Origin of the sequence: Ideonella sp. WA131b (assembly GCA_023657425.1) — a bacterium.
Taxonomy (GTDB): domain Bacteria; phylum Pseudomonadota; class Gammaproteobacteria; order Burkholderiales; family Burkholderiaceae_C; genus Rubrivivax.
The window spans coordinates 378,293-399,478 of record JAGTJW010000003.1 but is presented as its reverse complement, the minus strand read 5'-3'; the positions used below and the strand labels follow the sequence as shown (position 1 = coordinate 399,478).

At 69.1% G+C, this 21,186-nt stretch carries 17 protein-coding genes; 2 read left to right on the top strand and 15 right to left on the bottom strand.

Translation table 11 applies throughout. The features are described 5' to 3' along the window. Positions 1–16: 16 nt before the first annotated feature. From hisS to KA711_16965, 9 genes are all read right to left on the bottom strand, one after another. Positions 17–1,327 (bottom strand): histidine--tRNA ligase, encoded by a 1,311-nt coding sequence (gene hisS / locus KA711_17005; GenBank protein MCM0610666.1) that lies wholly within the window; start codon positions 1,325–1,327, stop codon positions 17–19. Between the two features lie 68 nt (positions 1,328–1,395). Continuing rightward, positions 1,396–2,673 (bottom strand): flavodoxin-dependent (E)-4-hydroxy-3-methylbut-2-enyl-diphosphate synthase, encoded by a 1,278-nt coding sequence (ispG, locus tag KA711_17000; GenBank protein ID MCM0610665.1) that lies wholly within the window; start codon positions 2,671–2,673, stop codon positions 1,396–1,398. 26 nt (positions 2,674–2,699) lie between these two features. After that, positions 2,700–3,650, bottom strand: coding sequence for a DUF4115 domain-containing protein (locus KA711_16995; protein MCM0610664.1), 951 nt, complete (start codon positions 3,648–3,650; stop codon positions 2,700–2,702). A gap of 29 nt (positions 3,651–3,679) precedes the next feature. After that, positions 3,680–4,486 (bottom strand): type IV pilus biogenesis/stability protein PilW, encoded by an 807-nt coding sequence (gene pilW / locus KA711_16990; protein ID MCM0610663.1) that lies wholly within the window; start codon positions 4,484–4,486, stop codon positions 3,680–3,682. Next, complete coding sequence (gene rlmN / locus KA711_16985) at positions 4,483–5,652, bottom strand: 23S rRNA (adenine(2503)-C(2))-methyltransferase RlmN (GenBank protein MCM0610662.1); 1,170 nt, start codon at positions 5,650–5,652, stop codon at positions 4,483–4,485. The genes pilW and rlmN overlap by 4 nt, the downstream gene beginning before the upstream one ends. A 107-nt stretch (positions 5,653–5,759) precedes the next feature. Continuing rightward, positions 5,760–6,185 (bottom strand): nucleoside-diphosphate kinase, encoded by a 426-nt coding sequence (gene ndk / locus KA711_16980; GenBank protein ID MCM0610661.1) that lies wholly within the window; start codon positions 6,183–6,185, stop codon positions 5,760–5,762. A gap of 64 nt (positions 6,186–6,249) precedes the next feature. Continuing rightward, positions 6,250–8,493 carry a pseudouridine synthase gene (locus KA711_16975; GenBank protein MCM0610660.1) on the bottom strand — a complete coding sequence of 748 codons (2,244 nt, stop codon included), beginning with the start codon at positions 8,491–8,493 and terminating at the stop codon, positions 6,250–6,252. Next, complete coding sequence (gene scpB / locus KA711_16970) at positions 8,490–9,242, bottom strand: SMC-Scp complex subunit ScpB (protein ID MCM0610659.1); 753 nt, start codon at positions 9,240–9,242, stop codon at positions 8,490–8,492. The genes KA711_16975 and scpB overlap by 4 nt, the downstream gene beginning before the upstream one ends. Before the next feature lie 214 nt (positions 9,243–9,456). Continuing rightward, positions 9,457–10,467 (bottom strand): RluA family pseudouridine synthase, encoded by a 1,011-nt coding sequence (locus KA711_16965; protein ID MCM0610658.1) that lies wholly within the window; start codon positions 10,465–10,467, stop codon positions 9,457–9,459. 14 nt (positions 10,468–10,481) lie between these two features. Here KA711_16965 and KA711_16960 point away from each other — a divergent pair, with 14 nt between their 5' ends. Next, positions 10,482–11,294, top strand: coding sequence for an outer membrane protein assembly factor BamD (locus KA711_16960; protein MCM0610657.1), 813 nt, complete (start codon positions 10,482–10,484; stop codon positions 11,292–11,294). Between the two features lie 22 nt (positions 11,295–11,316). Here KA711_16960 and KA711_16955 read toward each other — a convergent pair whose 3' ends face one another. Continuing rightward, on the bottom strand, positions 11,317–13,269 hold the full coding sequence (locus tag KA711_16955; GenBank protein ID MCM0610656.1) for an ATP-dependent DNA helicase: 1,953 nt from the start codon (positions 13,267–13,269) through the stop codon (positions 11,317–11,319). Beyond that, positions 13,266–13,466, bottom strand: a complete 201-nt coding sequence (locus tag KA711_16950) for a DUF465 domain-containing protein (GenBank protein ID MCM0610655.1) — start codon at positions 13,464–13,466, stop codon at positions 13,266–13,268. Before KA711_16950 ends, KA711_16955 begins: the two co-directional genes overlap by 4 nt. Positions 13,467–13,512: 46 nt before the next feature. Between KA711_16950 and KA711_16945 the strand changes: the two genes are divergently transcribed. After that, the gene (locus KA711_16945; protein MCM0610654.1) at positions 13,513–14,403 is read left to right on the top strand and encodes a serine/threonine-protein phosphatase; all 891 of its coding nucleotides are present in this window, start codon (positions 13,513–13,515) and stop codon (positions 14,401–14,403) included. Here KA711_16945 and KA711_16940 read toward each other — a convergent pair. From KA711_16940 to KA711_16925, 4 genes are all read right to left on the bottom strand, one after another. After that, on the bottom strand, positions 14,396–15,493 hold the full coding sequence (locus KA711_16940; protein ID MCM0610653.1) for an AFG1 family ATPase: 1,098 nt from the start codon (positions 15,491–15,493) through the stop codon (positions 14,396–14,398). The genes KA711_16945 and KA711_16940 overlap by 8 nt on opposite strands. 5 nt (positions 15,494–15,498) lie before the next feature. After that, a complete protein-coding gene (lpdA, locus tag KA711_16935) occupies positions 15,499–16,920 on the bottom strand; it encodes a dihydrolipoyl dehydrogenase (protein ID MCM0610652.1) in 1,422 nt (473 codons plus the stop codon). A 10-nt stretch (positions 16,921–16,930) separates the two neighbouring features. After that, positions 16,931–18,190: a 2-oxoglutarate dehydrogenase complex dihydrolipoyllysine-residue succinyltransferase gene (odhB, locus tag KA711_16930; protein ID MCM0610651.1), complete on the bottom strand. Its 1,260-nt coding sequence runs from the start codon at positions 18,188–18,190 to the stop codon at positions 16,931–16,933. Positions 18,191–18,304: 114 nt separating this feature from the next. Continuing rightward, positions 18,305–21,172 carry a 2-oxoglutarate dehydrogenase E1 component gene (locus tag KA711_16925; GenBank protein MCM0610650.1) on the bottom strand — a complete coding sequence of 956 codons (2,868 nt, stop codon included), beginning with the start codon at positions 21,170–21,172 and terminating at the stop codon, positions 18,305–18,307. Positions 21,173–21,186: the final 14 nt, after the last annotated feature.

Here is a 21,186-nt window from a genome sequence, read left to right as displayed (position 1 = left end):
TGGGCAGAGCCTTGGATTATGCGGGCAGCAGTTCCCAGGCCCACTGGACCACGGAGGCCAGCGGCCGCGCCTGCTGCGCCGCTGCGGAGTCGCGCAGCGGCTTCAGAGCCACCTCGCCACGCGAAAGTTCATCGGGCGCGAAGATCAGTGCGTAGCGGGCCCCGCTGGCATCAGCGCGCCTGAACTGGCTCTTCAGGCTGCCGCCGCCGGCGTGCATCTGCACCGCCACCCCGGAAGCGCGCAGCGCGTCCAGCGTGGTCAGCACGGTGGCCAGCGGCGCGCCTTCGGCCACCAGGGCATAGGCGTCGGGGGCCGCGTCGGGCACGGGCACGCCGAGTTCCTGCAGCAGCAAAAGCAGGCGCTCGATGCCCAGGCCGAACCCGATGGCCGGCGTGGGCTTGCCGCCCAGTTGCTCGAACAGACCGTCGTAGCGCCCGCCACCGCAGACCGTGCCTTGCGAACCCAGCTGGTCGGTCACCCACTCGAAGACCGTCAGGTTGTAGTAGTCCAGCCCGCGAACCAGACGCGGATTGACGCGGTAGGGCAGCCCGGCCGCATCGAGCACTTCGCACACGGCGCGCAGATGGGCGCGTGACTCCTCGCCCAGGTGCGCCTCCAGTCCCGGCGCGGCTTCCACCAGCGCCTGCAGGGCCGGGTTCTTGGTGTCGAGGATGCGCAGTGGGTTGCTGTGCAGTCTGCGGCGCGAGTCCTCGTCCAGGTGGTCGTGGTGCTGCTCGAAATAGGCCACGAGCGCCGCACGGTGGGCAGCGCGCTCCGCGGGCTGCCCGAGGCTGTTGAGCTCAAGACGCACGTCGCGCCCGACCGTCAGACCAAGGGCTTGCCAGAGGCGACGCACGAGCAGGATCAGCTCGGCGTCCACATCGGGCCCGGGCAGGCCCAGCGCCTCGACGTCGAGCTGGTGGAACTGGCGGTAGCGACCCTTCTGGGGGCGCTCGTGGCGGAAGACCGGCCCCACCGACCACACGCGCAGCGGCCCGTTGTAGAGGGCGTTGTGCTCCACCATCGCGCGCACGATGCCCGCGGTGATTTCGGGACGCAGCGTGAGCGCATCGCCATTCATCGCGTCGCGCCAGGAGTACATCTCCTTCTCGACGATGTCCGTCGCCTCGCCGATGCCGCGCACGAACAGCGGCGTGGGCTCAACCACGGGCGTGATGAGGTACTGGTAGCCGTGCTGCGACAGCACATGGTCGACCGTGCGCTCAAACCAGCGCCACAGCGCGGAGTCGGGCAGCTTCTCCCTGCGCGGGACGCCGCCCGGCAGGATGTCATTCATGCCTTTGACGGCGAGGATCTTGTCGGCCATGGTGCGGGCGGCGCCTTCGGGCGCGGCAGGGGCGGTCTGAGGGCTGGAGGCTTTGGGCAGCGCAGCCCTCAATGGCCCGCAGTAACGGCGCCGAAGCGCCGCTCGATGTAGTCCTCGACGATCTTGTGGAACTCCTGCGCGATGCCCTCGCCGCGCAGCGTCAGGGCCTTCTGGCCGTCGATGAACACCGGCGCGGCCGGCGCCTCACCGGTGCCGGGCAGGCTGATGCCGATGTCGGCGTGCTTGCTCTCGCCGGGCCCGTTGACGATGCAGCCCATCACCGCGACCTTGAGGTTCTCGACCCCCGGGTAGCGCAACTTCCACACCGGCATCTGCGCACGCAGGAAGTCGTCGATCTGCTTGGCCAGCTCCTGGAAGGTGGTGCTGGTGGTGCGACCGCACCCGGGACAGGCCGTCACGCTGGGGTTGAAGCTGCGAAGGCCCAGGCTCTGCAAGATCTCCAGCGCCACCGCGACTTCTTGCGTGCGGGCCTCGCCCGGCTGCGGGGTCAGGCTCACGCGGATGGTGTCGCCGATGCCTTCCTGCAACAGGATGCCCAACGACGTGGCGCTGGCCACCGTGCCCTTGGTGCCCATCCCGGCCTCGGTCAGGCCCAGGTGCAACGCGTAGTCACAACGCCGCGCCAACGCGCGGTACACGCTGATGAGGTCCTGCACGCCGCTGACCTTGCAGCTGATGATGATGTGGTCGGGGTTGAGGCCCAGCTCGCGCGCATAGTCGGCGGAGCTGAGCGCCGAGTGCACGAGCGCCTGGTACATCACCTGCTTCGCGTCGAGCGGCACGGCGCGCCGCGCGTTGGCGTCCATCATCGAGGCCAGCAGCTCCTGATCGAGGCTGCCCCAGTTGACGCCGATGCGGACCACCTTGTCCAGCCGCGCCGCCACCTCGACCATCTGCGCGAACTGGCGATCCTTTTTGTCGCCCTTGCCGACGTTGCCGGGGTTGATGCGGTACTTGCTCAGCACCTCGGCCATCGCCGGGTGGTCGGCAAGCAGACGGTGGCCGTTGTAGTGGAAGTCGCCCACCAGCGGCACGTCGATGCCCATGCGATCGAGTTGCTCGCGAATGTGCGGCACGGCCTCGGCAGCCTCTGGGGTGTTGACCGTGATGCGCACCAGCTCGCTGCCGGCCTGAGCGAGCTCCTTGACCTGGATGGCCGTGCCGATGGCGTCGACCGTGTCGGTGTTGGTCATGCTCTGCACGCGCACGGGGGCGTCGCCGCCAATGGTCACGACATGGCTGCCCCACCGCACACGCGCCTGCCGCGAGCGGCGGGGCGCCGGGGAGGCGGCTTCGATCAGGTCGACGGGTTCGTCAGCGTTCATCACGGTGCGGCGCGCAGGGGGGCGCGTCAGGGCAACTGGAAGCGGGCCACATTGTCGCGGCTGCGCGAGGCGAGGTCGACCTTGCGGCTGCGGAAGACCAGTTCGGTGGCCGCGGCATTGCCCACCACCAGCGCCAGCGGCTCTGCCCCGTTGAGCCCCACCTGCTCACCCGGCGATACGGTGCGGGACAAGAGCATGTTACCCCGCGCGTCGCGCACCTCGACCCAGGACGCCTCGGTCACGCGCAACTGAAGCAGCACGGCCGCGGCGACCGCGGCGGCATCGGTCCCGGCAGGCGGCGCAGAGAACACGGTCTCGACCATCGGCGCCGACGCGGCGCCGGCCGAACTGCCCGGCAGGGCTGCCCCTGGCACCGCTTCGGAAGGTGCGGACTCAGGTCCGGAAGCCGCTGACGGTGTCGACGAGGCCGGTACCGAGGGCATCACCAGCGACGCCGCCGAGGCGGCCGAAGCCGGCCACGATCCCGGCGCGGGCAAGCCCGCACCGCCCCTCCATTCCCATTGCGACACAGGCGGCACCAGGAACAGGGCCACCGAAGCCAACAACAGCAACCCCGCACCCCAGAGCATCGGCCGCACCGCAAACCGGGCCATCCGCGCGTCGTCGCCTTTGCGCAGGCTGCGCACCGAGCCCTCGCGAAAAGGCGCATTCAATCCAGAGTCGGGGGGTACCAGCGGCAAGGGTCCGGCAGCCGGCAGGCGGTCGAGAACCGGGCGGGCGTCGATCTTCAGCGTGCGGCACACCGTCTGGGCCAGCGCCCGCGCGAAAGTCGTGTCGGGCAACTCGCCGAGCCGGTTGGCCTCCAGCGCTTCGAGCTTGCGCGGCGACACCTTGATGGCAGCGGCCAGCGCAGCAATGTGCAAGCCTTGCCTTTCGCGCGCCGCCTTCAGCAGCGCGCCTGCGGTCGCGGCCCTTTCGGCACCGGACTCTGCGGACTGGCCATGTTCGGCGTTCACGGTAGTCAGTGTGAGGGTTGTGGTGGCTCTCAGTCGTCGAAGCGGCCACGTTCGAACTGCAGGGCCTCGGTGGACTGGGGGAAACGGTCGCGCAGGCGCCGCCCGTAGTCCATCATGGCCGAGGTGTCGCCGAGTCGGCGTGCAATGCGCACGGACAGCCAAAGGCTTTGTGCATTGACCTGCTCGGGCACGGCGTTGATGCGCCCGACGTAGAAGCGCGCACGCTCCAGCTCGCCGCGCCGCAGCAGCACCTCGGACAGGTTGTAGGCGGTCACCGGGCTGGCGGGATCGACTTCGTAGCTGCGTGACAGTGCCCGCTCGGCATCGGCCCAGCGGCCGGCGCGCGCCAGACATACCCCCTTGGCCATCCAACTGCGCGCCAGACCGTCGTAGCGCGGCATGGCGATGGCCCGGTCGAAAGCGGCGTCTGCCTCGGCGAAACGGCGCTCGTTGCACAGGAACCAGCCATGGTTGTGCACGATGCCGGCATCGCCCGGCACCAGTTGCATCGCGCGCTGAAACGAAGCCTCAGCGCCAATGCTGTCGCCCGTGGCCGCCAATACCAGCGCGCGCAGGCCGATGGCTTCGGCCATGTCGGGCCGCGCCTGCAAGGCCTGGCGGATCTCGTCGAGCGCGGTCTGGTTCTGGCCGCGCGCGAAATACAGCCCCGCCAGTTCGAGCCGGGCCTGCGCGCGGCGCTCAGGGTCGGCCACGCCCTGGGGCGGCGTCGGCACCAAACTGCCGTCAGAGGTGGTGGTAGTGACGGTGGTGCAGCCCGCGAGCACCAGCAGACCCACACAGCCGGCCAGCTGCCAGACAGCGGCCTGACGCCTCATGACCGCCGGGCCTCGTCGCGCAGGGTCTGCGGCACGATCTCGAACACCGCTCGGCGTTGACGCAGGCGCTCACGCGCCTGCGTGCGGTCCAGGACCTCGCCGGCCAGTTGGCCACAAGCGGCGTCGATGTCGTCTCCGCGCGTCTTGCGGATGGTCGTGACGATGCCGGCCGCCTGCAGCACCCCGGCGAAGGCAAGGACCCGCTCGTGGGGCGAGCGCAGCAGCCCCGATGCCTGGAAGGGGTTGAACGGGATGAGGTTGAATTTGCAGCGCACCGCGCCGACGCTGCGGCTGGCCTGGGCGCAGCCCTGCACCAGGGCCGCCAACGCCCGTGCGTGCTCGGGGCTGTCGTTGACACCGTCGAGCATGCAGTACTCAAACGTGATGAAGTCACGCGGGGCGGCCTCAAGATAGCGCCGGCAGGTCGCCAGCAGCTCGGCCAGCGGGTACTTGCGATTGAGCGGCACGAGTCGCTCGCGCAGCGTGTCATCCGGTGCATGCAGCGACACGGCCAGCGCCACCGGGCAGTCGTCGCGGAGCCGGTCGATCATGGGCACCACGCCCGAAGTGCTGACGGTGACGCGGCGGCGACTCAAGCCGTAGCCGTGATCGTCGAGCATCGTCCGCAAGGCAGGCACCAGCGCTGCGTAGTTCTGCAGCGGCTCGCCCATACCCATCATCACGACGTTGTCGATCTGGCGCACGGCATGGCCCCCCACAGAGCGCAGCCGGTGCTCGGCGAACCACAGCTGGGCCACGATCTCGCCCGTGGTGAGGTTGCGGCTGAAGCCCTGGTGCCCGGTGCTGCAAAAGCGACAACCCACGGCACACCCGGCCTGCGAACTCACGCACAGCGTGCCGCGGTCGACCTCGGGGATGAACACAGTTTCCACTGCGTTGCCGCCGCCGACGTCGAACAACCACTTCACGGTGCCGTCTGCGGAGCGGTGCTCGCTGATCACCGGCAGCGCGCGCACCTCGGCTCGCAGGGCCAGCTTCTCGCGCAGTGAGCGGGCCAGGTCGGTCATCGCGTCGAAGTCCGACGCGCCGCGCTGGTGGATCCAGCGGTACAGCTGGGTGGCGCGAAAGCGCTTCTCGCCCAGACCCTCGCAGAAAACCGTGAGGCCTTCGAGATCGAGATCCAGCAGGTTGACGAGTGGCCCCAGGCTCCCTTCGATCGTCACCCCCCCGGAGGGCTCAAGCAGTGGCCGGGCGGAGACGGCTCCTCGCAGGGGCTTGGTGCTTGGGGTCTGCACGGGCCGGCGCTCCGCATTCAGCGGCAGTAGACGTTCATCCCGGGGAAGAAGAACGCCACCTCGACAGCGGCCGTCTCGGACGCGTCGGAGCCGTGCACGGCGTTGGCGTCGATGCTGTCGGCGAAATCGGCGCGGATCGTGCCCTTCTCGGCCTTCTTGGGGTCGGTCGCGCCCATCAGCTCGCGGTTCTTGGCAATGGCGCCCTCGCCCTCGAGCACCTGGATCATCACCGGACCGCTGACCATGAACCTGACCAGGTCGTTGAAGAAAGGCCGCGCCTTGTGCACGGCATAGAAGGACTCGGCCTCGCCCTGCGAGAGGTGCACCATCTTGGCTGCCACGACCTTGAGGCCCGCGCCCTCGAAGCGGGCGTAGATCTGGCCGATGACGTTCTTGGCCACGGCGTCGGGCTTGATGATGGAAAGGGTGCGTTCAATCGCCATGAAAAGTTCTCCTGAATCAAGGACTTGGCAAAGTTTTTGATTTTAGCTTGTGAACGGTGGCGGCTCAGCGGGATGAACTGCCGCCGCGCTTGCCACCGCCGCGCTTGCCGCGACTGCCGCCACCCGGCGCGCCGCCCGTCCCGCCGGCTTTGCGCGGACGAGGACCACCGCCCCCAGAGCCTCCGCCGCCCCCGCCACCGCGGGGCCCGCCCTTGCCGCCGCCCTTGCCTTTTCGGTGGAAAGCATGGGCGCCGATGTAGCCCACCGCCGTCTGCATCGGGTCTGGGATCTTGTCGGGGTCGGCGGTCAGCGGCTTCTTGCGGTTCTGCACGAAGCGCTTGTCGTAGGTCTGCTGCAGCGGGTTCGGGATCGGCCCGTCGTCGGGAATGTCGCGGCGCTGCGTGTCCTGCTGCGCGGCACGCTTGTCGTAGGTCTGCAGCAGCGGGTTGGGGATCGGGCCGTCCTCAGGGATGTTGCGGCGCTGTTTGTCCAGCTGCGCTGCGCGCTTGTCGTAGGTCTGCAGCAGCGGGTTCGGGATGAAGCCCCCCTCGAGCTCAAAACGGGCCATGGACTTGGCGCTGCGCTCGGGCCTGGGCACACCCTTGCGCAGGGTGCGGTCCAGCGAGGTCATCAGCGGTGACACATTGGGCGGTGGCTGCTCGAAGCGGTCAGCGGCGTCCGCCCGCCGCTCCGGCCCCGGGCCTCCCTGGGCACCGGGTTCGCGTCGCGGACCGTCGGGGCGCGGGCCGGCGACCTCGAAGTGGCCATCCCCCACATCGCCTCGGCCGCGCTTCCTGCCGCGCCGATTGCGCTTCCTGCCGGCGCCGTCCATGTCCACCGGCGCACCCTCGCCCGCCTGGCGCGGCTGGCTGGTGAGGCGGCGCAATGCCCGCAGGTCGTCCTCGCCGAGGTCGACCCACACGCCGCGCCTGAGGCCGCGCGGCAGCACCACGCAACCGTAGCGGATGCGGATGAGGCGGCTCACCGCATGACCGACGGCCTCGAAGAGCCTGCGCACCTCGCGGTTGCGACCCTCGGTAATGACGACCCGATACCAGTGGTTGGCCCCCTCACCGCCACCGTCTTCGATGCTCATGAAGGCCGCACGCTGTCCGTCAATCTCCACACCCTCGAGCAGGCGTCGCTTCGACTCCTCGGACAACATGCCCAGGGAGCGAACGGCGTACTCGCGCTCGACGCCGAAACGCGGGTGCATCAGTTGGTTGGCGAGCTCGCCGCTGTTCGTGAACAGCAACAGGCCCTCGGTGTTCATGTCGAGCCGCCCCACCGACTGCCACTTGCCGTGCGGCAGACGCGGCAAACGGCGAAAGACAGTCGGGCGCTGCTGCGGGTCATCGTGCGTGACGACCTCGCCGGCCGGCTTGTGGTAAGCCAGCACGCGCGGCTTCGGCGGCTGGATGCGTACCTTCACAGGTTTGCCGTCGAGAGCGATGCGGTCGCCGAAGCTGACCCTCTGGCCGACGTGGGCCGGCGTACCGTTCACCGCCACGCGTCCCTCGACGATCATCTGCTCGAGGTCGCGGCGCGAGCCCACGCCGCTCTGCGCCAGCACCTTGTGCAGCTTGGGCGCGCCGTGGTCGGGCGCGAGCACGCGGCGCGCCTCGGCGAAGGCTTGGTCGGGCGCCGCCTCCTCGGCGTCCGCCACAGCGTCGGCCACAGCGGCCACCGCCGGCGCCGTGTCGTCGGCATCGGCCAGGGCGTCGCCAGCGAGCGCCACCGATCCGCCTGGCGCGACGTCCATTCTGACGATCTCGGCCTCACGGTCGAAGGCGCCCATCAGCACCTGATGGAAGACCTCGCCGGCATCGCCACCCGCGGGCGCCGGCGGCGCTGCGTCGACCGCTCCGGGCGTGTCGTCGTCACGGCGACCACGGCGGCCGCGGCGTCGGTTGCGCCGGCGGCCCCGGGGTTCGGCGTCATCGGGCGCCGCCCCATCGGAGCCGCCGCCGGCGGGCGTGGCCGGTGCCGCCGCGTCCGCCTCGCCTGCGCGTGCCTCGACGGCCGTGTCGAGAGGCTCTGCGAGCGGCCGGGCTGCAGCCGGCACGCCCTGATCGGCCGTGGCGGCCTCGGCCGCCTTCCGCGGCTTGCGCACCCGCTGGGTCGGAGTGTCTGCGGCGGGCGTGAACAGCACGTCTCGCGTAGGCGCCTCGACCGCCCCGACCATCTCGCCGGGCGTGGGAGCGGGCACATCGACCGCCGCCTTGCGTGGGGCACGTCGGCGCTTCGGGGGCGCAGCGGCCTCGATCGGCTCGGGCAGCGGGGTGTCGGCGTCGTCGGGAGGGGTCATGGGATGGGAGCGTCCGGTTCTGCAGCGGGTTCAACGCCAGGATCGGCGGGCATGTCGGCGGCTTCAGGGTGGGGGGCGGGAAGCAAGTCGGCACGCGAAGCCCGGTCGGTCACGCCGGCGGCTTCGTGGGCCGAGGCGGATCCGGCCAACGGCACGGTCGCCTGCAACTCGTCAAGGAGCAAGGACGCATCCGCCCCTTCAAGGGCGCCCAGCGCGGCGCCGGCCGCCGGCACACCGGTGCCCGCTTCGAGCGGAGGCAGCTGCTCGAGACTGGCCAGGCCCAGATCGTCGAGGAACTGCCGCGTCGTCGCGTACAGCGCCGGGCGACCGGGCGCCTCACGGTAGCCGATGGCGTCGATCCAACCTCGGTCCTCAAGCTGCTTGATGATCTGGCTGCCGACGGTGACACCGCGAATGTCTTCGATGTCGCCGCGCGTCACGGGCTGACGGTAGGCCACGATGGCCAGCGTCTCCATCGCAGCGCGTGAATACTTCGGCGGCTTCTCGGGGTGCAGGCGGTCCAGGTACGCGCGCATCTCGGGGCGACTCTGGAAGCGCCAGCCACTGGCGAGCGCGACCAGCTCGACCCCGCGGCCTTCCCAGTCGCGGGCGAGTTCATCGAGCAGGTGCCGCAGCGTGTCGGGGCCGATTTGGCCATCGAAGAGGGCACGCATCTCCGAAAGCGTCATCGGCGCGACGGCGCAGATGAGTGCGGTTTCGAGGACACGCTTGGCCTCGGCAGTGTTCATGGACGGCGCGGGTTGCGTGAAGCGCCCGCGAAGGCGGGCTTGGAGGGCGGTGAGCGTGCCTGCGGCTGTCAGGCGGGCGGTTGGGCGGCGTATCAGCGGCACGAAGGCACCGCGGTTCGCCGGTCGGGCTGCCAGCGCGTGGCAGCGTCTCGGTGTTCGGGGCTGGATGGAGCGACGTTCGGCGGCGGCTGGGCCTGCTGCGCCGAATCGGGGCTTATTGTAGCGCGGCCCAGGCGGCGGCGAAATCGGCAGGCAGCTCGGATCGAAACGAAAGCGCCTGGCCACTGACCGGGTGGGCGAGAGACAACTCGTGCGCGTGCAGAGCCTGCCGCTGCAGACCCAGAGCCGGCCGACCGCCGTACAAGGCATCGCTCACGAGAGGCAGCCCGCGCGAGGCCGCGTGCACGCGGATCTGATGCGTGCGGCCGCTGTGGAGCGTGCAGCGCAAGCCGAAGAAGCCATCGCAACGATGCTGCAGCTCGAAGTCGGTCCGCGCCGGGCGCCCCGTGACGACGACGGCCATGCGCAGGCGCGACACCGGGTCGCGGCCAATGGGTGCTTCGACGCTGAACCGGGGCGGCGGCGGCACCCCACCAGGGCCGAGTGCGGCGATGGCGCAGTAGCGTCGCTGCACCTCGCGCGCGGCGATGGCCCGGACCAGCGCGGTGACCGCCGGCAGGGTCTTGCCGACCATCATCACACCCGAGGTGTCCTTGTCGAGCCTGTGGACGATGCCGGCCCGGGGCAGCGACGCGGCGCCGGGATGATGGGCGAGCAGGCCGTTGAGAAGGGTGCCCTGCCAGTGGCCCGGGGCGGGATGAACGACCAGCCCGACAGGCTTGTCGAGGACCAGCAGGTGTTCATCCTCGTGCAGCAGCGCCAGCGCCATCGGTTGTGGCCGAAACGCACGGCTTTCGTCCGTGGGCACGAGCTCGACTTCCAGCACCTGGCCAGCCTTGACGCGCTGCGACGCCGTGCTCCTGATGGCACCATCCAGACGCACATGGCCGGCCTCGAGCAGCCGCTGCAGGTGGCTGCGCGAGAACTCCGGCGCAAGGTCTACCAGGGCCTTGTCGAGCCGCTGGCCGTGCCGCTCCCGCTCGATGAGCCCGCGGCGCCGCTCGGGCGGCACGTCGGCGGCGAACGGCTCCTCGGCCTCAGTGGCTTGCGACCCGGCAGCGTCCGCGCCTGCCGTGTCCGGCTCCTTATACTCGTGTGCTTTCACCCGCCACTTTCCCCATGTCCCTGGCGTTCCGGTCACTGCTGTCCTGGAAGGCGGCGATTGTGGTCCTTGCGGCCCTCATCGCCGGCTGCGGCTCCACCCCACTGCCCGACAACGCACCGGCCGCCCAGGCCGAGCGTCTGTACCGCGACGCCCGTGCCGATATGGACGCAGGCGCCTACGACCGCGCCGCCCAGCTGCTGGGACGCATCGAAGGGCTGGCGGCTGGCTCGCTTCTGGCTCAGCAGGCCCTCCTGGATCTGGCCTACGCGAACTGGAAGCAGGGCGAACAGGCCAGTGCGCTGTCGACCATCGACCGCTTCATCCGCCTGAACCCCAGCAGCCCGACCCTCGACTACGCCTTCTACCTGAAGGGCGTGATCAACTTCAATGATGACCTGGGTTTCATCGGTCGCCTCGCCAACCAGGACATCGCCGAGAGAGACCAGCGTGCGGCACGCGACGCCTGGCAGGCCTTCAAGCAGCTGGCCGACCAGTTCCCGCAGTCGCGCTACACCCCTGACGCCCGGCTGCGCATGAACCACATCCTGCACACCCTGGCGGCACACGAGGTGCACGTGGCGCGCTACTACTTCCGCCGTGGCGCCTATCTGGCGGCGGCCAATCGCGCGCAGGCGGCGATCACGGAGTTCCAGCAAGCACCGGCGGTGGAAGAAGCGCTGTTCATCCTGGTGCAGAGCTACGACAAGCTGCTGATGACCGATCTGCGCGACGCCGCGGAGCGGGTCCTGAGGAACAATTTCCCCGACAGCGCCTTCCTTCGCCAGGGCTTTGCGGCCCGCGATCGGCCCTGGTGGAAGCTCTGGTGAGCCGTGCGCCGGCGGCGCGCCCTCAGTGCGCCGCTGACAGCTCGCTCAGCCAGCTCACCGCGTCGGCCTCCTCAGCCAGCACCGTCATCGGCGGCAGCGCCTGCAACAGCCGCCGGCCATAGCGCATCTGAGCCATGCGCGGATCGCACACCACGAGCAAGCCTCGATCCGACTCGGTGCGGATCAGTCGCCCGGCGCCCTGCTTCAGCGAAACCGCAGCCTCGGCGACAAAGTACTCGTCGAACGGGTTGCGGCCTTCCTCGCGCAGCTGCCGGACCCGAGCCTCCACCAGCGGATCGCCCGGCGGCGGGAACGGCAGCTTGTCGATCAGCACGCACTGCAGCGCGTCGCCGGGCATGTCGATGCCCTCCCAGAAGCTGGCTGAGCCAACGAGCACCGCGCCACGGCCATCGCCGTAGCGCTGCAACAGGGCGCGGCGCGGCTCGTGGCCCTGCACCATCAGCGTCAGCTCGGGCGCCGTTGCAGCCAGGGCGTCGGCCACCTGCCGGAGCGCGCGCAGCGTCGTCGTGAGCACGAAGGTGCGGCCGCCCAGCGCGCGGGCCAAGCGGCCGGCCAGCGCGCCCACGGCCGACGGGTGGGCCTCCGAGTTGGGCAATGGAAACGGCCTCGGCATCCAGATGCGGGCATGGGCGGGATAGTCAAAGGGGCTGCCCACGCGCAGCGTGCGGGCATCGTCCAGCCCGGCGCGGCGCGTGAACCAGCTCAGCTCATCGTCGTCGCCCAGGGTGGCCGAGGTGAACACCCAGGCCTTGGGGGCGGCCTCGCGCTGGCCCTGCATCATCTCGCGGATGTCCAGCGGCGACTCCACCAGCCGTGCCTGGTGCGGCGTGAGGTCGACCCAGCGCACGCGGCCGGGTTCGGCCTGCTCGCCGAACTGACCGGCCAGTGCCGCCAACGCGCGCGCGCGCTGCTCCAGGCGCGGGAAGTCGGGCGCCGTCTCGGCCACCGAAGCCAGCGCGTCGGCCAGTTCGCGGGCCGCATCGACCAGCACCGGCAGCCCGATGGACAGTGCCGCGTCGCAGTCCTCCCAGCGCCGCTTGACCACGGCGCGCACCTCGCGCAGCGGTCCGGCCGCAGCCAGCCGCAAATCGCGCGCGGCACGCTCAAGTCCGGCTTGCAGTTCGGCCCAAGGCAACAGGCCGCGGGCGTGCTGCAGCCCTGCGGCGAGCGCATCGCGCCCCAGTTCGAGCACCACGCCAGTGGCCAGCTGCGTGCCCAGGAACTGCACGCCAGCCTCCACCAGCTGGTGCGCTTCGTCGAACACCGCCGCATCCACCGTCGGCAGCAGCTCGGCCACGCCGCTGTCGCGCAAGGCGAGATCGGCAAAGAAGAGGTGGTGGTTCACCACCACCAGGTCGGCCGCCATGGCCTCACGCCGCGCCTGCATCACGTGGCAGGCACGGTGCTCCGGGCAGTCAGCGCCCAGGCAGTTGTCCCGCGTGCTCGTCACAAGCGGGATCACGGGCGAGCGCTCTTCCAGGCCCACGACCTCGGCCAGGTCGCCGCTGGCCGTTCCCTGCGCCCAGATCGCCACGCGTTGCAGCGCACGCACCGCGAAGCGATCGGGCAGGTGCGCGCCGAACTGGGCCTGCTGCAGCCTCCAGCGACAGAGGTAACTGGCGCGGCCCTTCAGCAGCGCCAGGCGCACCGGCAGGCCCAGCACCTCGGCCAAGCGCGGCAGATCGCGCAGGAAGAGCTGGTCCTGAAGACTCTTGGTGGCGGTGCTCACCAGCGCACGGCGACCGCTCAGCAGCAGCGGCACCAGGTAAGCGAAGGTCTTGCCCACGCCGGTGCCGGCCTCGGCCACCAGCGCATGGCGCGACTGCAGGGCTTCGGCAATGCGTCTCGCCAGCAGATCCTGCTGTGGGCGCGGCAGGAAGCCCGGCACCTCGCGGGCCAGCGGTCCGTCGGCCGCGAAGGCCCGCTGAACGGCACTGACGAGGTCCTCGCTCAGGCAGGCTCCCGCGGGTCGAGTTCGGCTTCAAGCCGGGAAATCTGGTCCCGCAGCAAAAGACGATGCTTCTTGCGGCGTCGCAATTCGAGCTCGTCGACCGATCCGGCTTGCCCGGCATCGATCAGGTCGTTGAGATCGGCATGCTCGAGGCGCAGCTCGATCAGGCGGCGCGTGGGGGAATGCAGGTTCTGATCCATCAAGGCACCCGGGTCAGCCGGCAGGACGAAGTTTATATTCGGCCCCATGTCCATCACGACCGTGCCGTTCCGCATCAGCGCGGCCACCGGCCTTCACCGAGGCGACAGAGCCTACCAGCAAGACCAAGTCGAGATCCTGCCGCATCCTCGGGTTCAGGGTTCCATCCTGGCGCTGGTCGCCGACGGCATGGGCGGCAAGAGCGGTGGCCGCAAGGCTGCCGACCAAGTGCTGCTGACGGCACGCCAGGTCTATGAGCGCTTCGCACCGCACGAGGACGACCCGGGTGACATGCTCAAGCGGCTGGTGACCGAGTCGCACCGCACGATCAAGCTCACGGCCATCACTTCGGAAGAAGAGCCGCACAGCACCATCGCCGCCTTCCACGTGGGGCCTGACAGGCGCGCCCACGTCATCCACGCAGGCGACTCCCGCGTCTACCACTTCAGAGGCGCCGACATGATGCGCCGGACAGTGGACCACAGCTTCGTGCAGCGCCTCATCGACGAGGGCAGAATCAGCGACGATGCGGCCAACACGCACCCGCAGAGCAACCTGTTGACGGCTTGCCTGGGCTCGCACGCTGACCCTCCCATCACGCCGTGGGACGTCGGCATGCTGGAGTTCGGCGACAGTCTGATGGCTTGCTCAGACGGTCTATGGCACTACTTCACGCCCAAGGAAATCGGCACCATCGTGCGCGCGCTGCATCCGCGCGAGGCCAGCGAGGTGCTGATCAGCAAGGCGCGCCATCGCGCCCGCGGCGGCGGCGACAACTTGTCGCTGGCGCTGGCACGGGTCGATCCTCTGGAGTCGTTCGTCAGCGGTCCTGCTGCTTGGCACGGCCTCGGCGGGTCGGGCAGCGGCAACGGGACTGAGGGAGCCCATGCGAGGAGCGGGCTCTGCCAAGCCCTCACGCTGGGGAGTGCTCTCAGGTGAGGGAGGTGTCCACCGTGCGCCTCGCCTGCCCCAGGTATTCGGCTGACTGCATCTCGACCAGGCGCGACACGGTGCGCGGGAACTCGTGCGCGAGCGGGCCTTCGGTGTAGAGCTGTTCAGGCGGAGCAGCGGTCGACAAGATCAGCTTCACACGGCGGTCGTAGAGCACGTCCACCAGCCAGGTGAAGCGGCGCGCCTCACTGGCCAGCCGCGGCGGCATTTGCGGCACGTTGGCCAGCAGCACAGTGTGGAAGCGGCTGGCAAGCTCGAGGTAGTCGTTCTGCGAGCGCGGGCCGCCGCAGAGGATCCGGAAATCGAACCACACCACGCCACCGGCACGGCGCACGGCCCGGATCTCGCGGTGCTCAATATTGAGCACTGGCGGCTCGTCCTGCGCTTCGCGCAGGCTCTCAAAGGCGACCTCCAGGGCCGCTTCGGCCTGAGGACCGAGCGGCGTGTGCAGCAGCGGCAGCTTCTGCAGCGTGCGGCGGCGATAGTCGGTTCCGGCGTCGACGTTGATGACCTCCAGCTTCGCCTTCAGCAGTTCGATGGCCGGCAGGATGCGGTCGCGGTGAAGTCCGTTGGGGTAGAGGCCGTCAGGGTGGAAGTTGCTCGTGGCGACGATGCTCACGCGATTGGCGAACAGGGCGTCGAGCAGCCGATGCAGGATCATCGCGTCGGTCACGTCGGCAACGTGGAACTCATCGAAACAAATGAGCCGGAAGCGGCGCGCCATGCGGCGGGCGAGCTCCTCAAGCGGGTCTGCCGTGCCCTTGAGCTCTTGCAGCTCGCGGTGCACCTCGCGCATGAACTCGTGGAAGTGCAGCCGGGTCTTGCGCGTCAGCGGCAAGGCATGAAAAAAGCAGTCCATCAGGAAGCTCTTGCCGCGCCCCACCCCGCCCCACATGTACACGCCGCGCGGAATGGGCGGGCGCACGATGAGCTTGGTCAGCGCGTTGCGGCGCCGGGCCTTGTACTCGGCCCATTCGCGCTCGCAACGCTCGAGCGCCACGACGGCTGCCTGCTGGGCGTCGTCGCTGCGGTAGCCGCGCTCGGCGAGCGCAGCCTCGTAGACGGCACGGACCCCCACGCTCGTCAGAAGTTCAGCGTTCGTTTGTCCACAGCGAGGGCCGCCTCCTTCGTTGCCTCGCTGAGCGACGGATGGGCGTGGCAGATGCGCGCGATGTCCTCGCTGCTGGCCTTGAACTCCATGGCCACCACGGCCTCGGCAATCAGCTCACTGGCCATGGGGCCGACGATGTGCACGCCGAGGATCTCGTCCGTGGCCGCATCGGCCAGGAACTTGACCATGCCGGTGGTGTCGCCCAGGGCGCGTGCGCGGCCGTTGGCCATGAACGGGAAGGTGCCGGCCTTGTAGGCGCGGCCCGCCGCCTTGAGCTGCTGTTCGGTCTGGCCGACCCAGGCGATCTCGGGACTGGTGTAGATGACCCAGGGGATGGTGTTGAAGTTGACGTGCCCGTGCTGGCCGGCGATGCGCTCGGCCACGGCCACGCCCTCCTCCTCGGCCTTGTGCGCGAGCATGGGGCCGCGCACGACATCGCCCACGGCCCAAACGCCCGGCAGGTTGGTGCGGCACTCGTCGTCGACGACGATCGCACCGCGCTCGTCGAGCTTCAGGCCCACACCCTCCGCGTTCAGGCCGTTGGTGTTGGGCACGCGGCCGATGCTGACGATGAGCTTTTCGACATCCAGCGTCCTCGCCCCGCCCTTGGTGTCGGCATAGGCCACGCTGACGCCGGTCTGGGTCGTCTTGATCTCGCCGACCTTCACGCCCAGCTCGATCTTCAGGCCCTGCTTGGTGAAGGCCTTGTGCGCTTCCTTGGCGATCTGCTCGTCGACCGCGCCCAGGAAGGTGGGCAGGCCTTCGAGCACCGTGACCTCGGCACCCAGGCGGCGCCACACCGAGCCCATCTCCAGGCCGATGACGCCAGCGCCGATGAGGCCCAGCTTCTTGGGCACGGCGCCCACGCGCAGCGCCCCGTCGTTGCTGAGGATGTTCTGCTCGTCGAAGGGCACGCCGGGCAGTGCGCGGGCGTTGCTGCCCGTGGCCACGACCACGTGCTTCGCGATCAGCGACTCAGCGTTGACGGCCACTTCCCAGCCGCCTTCAGCGGCACCGACGAAGGCGCCGCGCCCGTGAAAGAACGTGACCTTGTTCTTCTTGAGCAGGTAGAGGATGCCGTCGTTGTTCTGCTTCACGACGGTGTCCTTGCGACCGAGCATCTTCTTGACGTCGATGCTCAGGTCCTTCAGGCCGATGCCGTGGTCGGCGAAGTGGTGCGCCGCCTGATCGTAGTGCTCCGAGCTCTGCAGCAGCGCCTTGCTCGGGATGCAGCCGACGTTGGTGCAGGTGCCGCCCGGAGCCGGGCCACCCATGGCGTTCTTCCACTCGTCGATGCAGGCCGTGTTGAAGCCCAGCTGCGCCGCGCGGATGGCCGCGATGTAGCCGCCGGGGCCGCCGCCGATGACGACGACGTCGAAGTTCTTGGTGCTCATCGTGCCGGCCTCAGATGTCGAAGAGCAGGCGGGCCGGGTCTTCCAGCGCTTCCTTCATCGTCACCAGGCCCAGCACGGCCTCGCGGCCGTCGATGATGCGGTGGTCGTAGCTCATCGCGAGGTAATTGATGGGGCGCACGACGACCTGGCCGTTCTCCACCACCGCGCGGTCTTTCGTGGCGTGCACGCCCAGGATGGCGCTTTGCGGCGGGTTGATGATGGGCGTGGACAGCATCGAGCCGAAAACGCCGCCGTTGCTGATGGAGAAGGTGCCGCCGGTCAGCTCCTCCAGACCGAGCTTGCCGTCCTTGGCCTTCTGGCCGTACTCGGCAATCTTCTTCTCGATGTCGGCGAAGCTCATCTGGTCGGCGTTGCGCAGGATGGGCACCACCAGGCCACGCGGCGAGCCCACCGCGATGCCGATGTCGAAGTAGCCGTGGTAGACGATGTCGTTGCCGTCCACCGAGGCGTTGAGCACCGGGTACTTCTTCAGCGCCGCCACGGCCGCCTTGACGAAGAAGCTCATGAAGCCGAGCTTGACGCCGTGCTCCTTCTCGAACCTCTCCAGGAACTTCTTGCGCATGTCCATCAGCGGGGCCATGTTGACCTCGTTGAAGGTGGTCAGGATGGCGTTGGTGGCCTGGCTCTGCAGCAGCCGCTCGGCCACGCGGGCACGCAGGCGGCTCATCGGCACGCGCTGCTCGGGGCGCTCGCCGAGGTTCACACTCGGGGCACTCACGGCCGGCAGCGGGCGGGCCACGGCGGGCGCGGCCGCCACGGAGACAGCGGCAGCGGCCGGCTTCGGCGCCGCAGCACCCGTGGCCAGCGCGCCGAGCACATCGCCCTTGGTGACGCGGCCGTCCTTGCCGGTGCCGGGCACAGAACCGGCGGCGAGCTGGTTGTCGGCCATCAGCTTGGCAGCGGCGGGCATCGCCACGTCGGCCTTGCTGGTGGACGTGGCGGGCGCGGCAGCCGGGGCGGCAGCCGGCGCCGCCGGAGCCGGCGCGGCAGCCACGGCACCCGCCTTGGCGGCGGTGTCGATCTTCGCGATCAACTGGTCGGCGGCGACGGTGGCGCCATCGCCTTGCACGATTTCGGCCAGCACGCCGGCAGCCGGCGCCGGCACCTCGAGCACGACTTTGTCGGTCTCGACCTCGATCAGGATCTCGTCGATGGCGACGGCCTCACCGGGCTTCTTCTTCCATTGCAGCAGGGTGGCTTCGGCCACCGATTCCGACAATTGCGGGACCTTGACTTCGACGATCGACATGATGTTTTTCAGCAGGTGTGGGTGAACCTCCGGTCGCACTGAGCTTGTCGAAGGGCGCGGGCACCGGGGTGCTTCACACAGGGCTTCGACAGGCTCAGCCCGAACGGGCAGCGTTTACTTGGTAAGGACAAAGCCCTTGAGCTTGCCGTAGGCCTGGTCGAGCAGCGCCTTTTGCTGCTCCTGGTGCAGGTGGCTGTAGCCCACCGCCGGCGAGGCGCTGGCCGGGCGCCCGGCATAACCGAGCTTCTGGCCTTCGAGCATGTTCTCGTGCACGTAGTGCTGCACGAAGAACCAGGCGCCCTGGTTCTGCGGCTCGTCCTGGCACCACACCACCTCGGTGGCGTTGGGGAAGCGCTTCATCTCGGCCGCGAAGGCCTTGTGCGGGAACGGGTACAGCTGCTCGACGCGGATGATGGCCACGTCGGAGGTCTTCTTTTCCTCGCGCTTCTTCAGCAGGTCGTACGCGACCTTGCCCGAGCAGCAGATCACGCGCTTGACGGCGTCGCCATCGATATCGGCACGGTTGGGGCCGATGACGGTGCGGAACTCGCCCTTGGTGAACTCGGTCAGCGGGCTGGTGGCGTCCTTCGCGCGCAACAGGCTCTTGGGCGTGAAGATGATCAGCGGCTTGCGGAACTGCCGCACCATCTGCCGGCGCAGCAGGTGGAAGATCTGGCTCGCCGTGGTCGGCTGCACGACCTGCATGTTGTTGTCGGCCGCCAGCTGCATGAAGCGCTCCAGGCGCGCGCTGCTGTGCTCGGGGCCCTGGCCCTCGTAGCCGTGCGGCAACATCAGCGTCAGGCCGTTGACGCGGCCCCACTTCACCTCGCCACTGGCGATGAACTGGTCGATGACGACCTGCGCGCCGTTGACGAAGTCGCCGAACTGCGCTTCCCAGATCGTCAGCGTGTTCGGCTCGGCGCTGGCGTAGCCGTACTCGAAGCCCAGCACCGCCTCTTCCGACAGGATGGAGTCGATCACGGTGAACGGCGCCTGCCCTTCGGCCGCGTTCTGCAGCGGCACGTAGGTGCCGGTGTCCCACTTCTCGCGGTTCTGGTCGTGCAAGACGGCGTGGCGGTGCACGAAGGTGCCGCGCCCGCAGTCCTCGCCGCTCAGGCGCACGGCATAGCCGCTGGCCACCAGCGAGGCATAGGCCAGCGTCTCGCCCATGCCCCAGTCGACGTTGATCTCGCCACGGCCCATGGCGGCGCGGTCGGCGATGACCTTCTCCACCAGCGGGTGCAGCTTGAAGTTGCCTGGAATGGTGGTGATCTTCTCGGCCAGCCGCTTGACCTCGGCCAGAGGAAGCGCGGTGTCGGCGGCGTCGGTCCACTTCTTGCCGAGGAAAGGCGCCCAGTCGACGGCGTACTTGCTCTTGAAGTTGGTGAGCACCGGGTCGGCGGTGTGGCGGCCTTCGTCCATGGCGGCCCGGAAGGCCTTGACCATGCCGTCGGGGCTGTCGGCACCGTCGGCCTTGAGCACGCCCTGGGCGATGAGCTTCTCGCCGTACAGCTTGCGCGTGCCCGGGTGCGTGGCGATCTTCTTGTACATCAGCGGCTGGGTGAGCGAAGGCGTGTCCTGCTCGTTGTGGCCCAGCTTGCGGAAGCAGATGATGTCGACCACCACGTCCTTGTTGAAGTGCTGGCGGTAGTCCATGGCCAGGCGGGTGCACAGCACCACGGCTTCGGGGTCGTCGCCGTTTACGTGGAGCACCGGCGCCTCGATCATCTTGACCACGTCACTGCAGTAAAGCGTGCTGCGGCTGTCGCGCGGGTCGCTGGTGGTGAAGCCGATCTGGTTGTTCACCACCAGGTGCACGGTGCCACCCGTGTAGTAGCCGCGCGTCTGCGCCAGCGCCAGCGTTTCCATGACCACGCCCTGGCCGGCGAAGGCGGCGTCGCCGTGCACCAGCACCGGCAGCACCTGGTCGCCTTCCTTGTCGCCACGGCGGTCCATGCGCGCCTTCACCGAGCCTTCGACCACCGGGTTGACGATCTCCAGGTGGCTGGGGTTGAAGGCCAGGCTCAGGTGCACCGGGCCGCCGGGGGTGGTCACGTCGCTGGAAAAGCCCTGGTGGTACTTCACGTCGCCAGCGGGCAGGTCTTCCTTGGCGGTGTGGTCGAACTCGGCAAACAGGTCGGCCGGCATCTTGCCCAGCGTGTTGACGAGCACGTTCAGGCGGCCACGGTGGGCCATGCCGATGACGATCTCCTGCACGCCGTTGGTGCCGGCGCGCTGCACGACCTCGTCCATGCTGGCGATGAAGCTCTCGCCGCCTTCGAGGCTGAAGCGCTTCTGGCCGACATATTTGGTGTGAAGGTAGCGCTCAAGGCCTTCGGCGGCCGTCAGGCGCTCAAGGATGTGCTTCTTCTCGTCGGGCGTGAAGCTCGGCGTGCTGCGCACGCTCTCCAGCCTCTCCTGCCACCAGCGCTTCTCTGTGGGGTCGGTGCAGTGCATGAACTCGGCACCGACGGTGCCGCAGTAGGTCTGGCGCAGCGCCTGAACGATCTCCCGCAGCGTCAGGTGTTCGGACTTGCTGAAGTACGTGTTCGCGGCGGAGAAGGTGATGTCCAAGTCCGACTCGGTCAAGTCGTAGAACGACGGCTCGAGTTCGGGAATCCTCGGGCGCTCGGTGCGCTTGAGCGGGTCGAGATCCGCCCAGCGGCTGCCGAGGAAGCGATAGGCCGCGATCAGGCTCTGCACGTGCACCTGCTTGCGGGCGACGGCGAGGTCGGCCTCGCTGGCCTTCAGCGCGAAGGCGTTGGCCTTGGCGCGCTGGGCGAAGCTCTCAATGACGGGCGCGTGGGCGACGTCGCGGCTGTTGCTGCCGTCGACAGCGGGCACGTGCTGGAGGTTGTCGAAGTAGGCGCGCCAGTTGTCGGGCACGCTCCCGGGGTTGTCGAGGTAGGCCTCGTACAACTCCTCCACGTAGGGCGCGTTGCCCCCGAACAGGTAGGAGTTGAGCCGGTACTGCTGCATCATCTTCGCTCACCTTT

What these genes read in the sequence shown, in the direction of transcription:
- ispG (MCM0610665.1), bottom strand. Translation starts at nt 2,673, where the DNA reads ATGAACGCTGACGAACCCGTCGACCTGATCGAAGCCGCCTCCCCGGCG.
- KA711_16960 (MCM0610657.1), top strand. Translation starts at nt 10,482, where the DNA reads ATGTCCCTGGCGTTCCGGTCACTGCTGTCCTGGAAGGCGGCGATTGTG.
- KA711_16945 (MCM0610654.1), top strand. Translation starts at nt 13,513, where the DNA reads ATGTCCATCACGACCGTGCCGTTCCGCATCAGCGCGGCCACCGGCCTT.
- KA711_16950 (MCM0610655.1), bottom strand. Translation starts at nt 13,466, where the DNA reads ATGGATCAGAACCTGCATTCCCCCACGCGCCGCCTGATCGAGCTGCGC.
- lpdA (MCM0610652.1), bottom strand. Translation starts at nt 16,920, where the DNA reads ATGAGCACCAAGAACTTCGACGTCGTCGTCATCGGCGGCGGCCCCGGC.
- KA711_16975 (MCM0610660.1), bottom strand. Translation starts at nt 8,493, where the DNA reads ATGACCCCTCCCGACGACGCCGACACCCCGCTGCCCGAGCCGATCGAG.
- pilW (MCM0610663.1), bottom strand. Translation starts at nt 4,486, where the DNA reads ATGAGGCGTCAGGCCGCTGTCTGGCAGCTGGCCGGCTGTGTGGGTCTG.
- KA711_16925 (MCM0610650.1), bottom strand. Translation starts at nt 21,172, where the DNA reads ATGATGCAGCAGTACCGGCTCAACTCCTACCTGTTCGGGGGCAACGCG.
- hisS (MCM0610666.1), bottom strand. Translation starts at nt 1,327, where the DNA reads ATGGCCGACAAGATCCTCGCCGTCAAAGGCATGAATGACATCCTGCCG.
- ndk (MCM0610661.1), bottom strand. Translation starts at nt 6,185, where the DNA reads ATGGCGATTGAACGCACCCTTTCCATCATCAAGCCCGACGCCGTGGCC.
- odhB (MCM0610651.1), bottom strand. Translation starts at nt 18,190, where the DNA reads ATGTCGATCGTCGAAGTCAAGGTCCCGCAATTGTCGGAATCGGTGGCC.
- scpB (MCM0610659.1), bottom strand. Translation starts at nt 9,242, where the DNA reads ATGAACACTGCCGAGGCCAAGCGTGTCCTCGAAACCGCACTCATCTGC.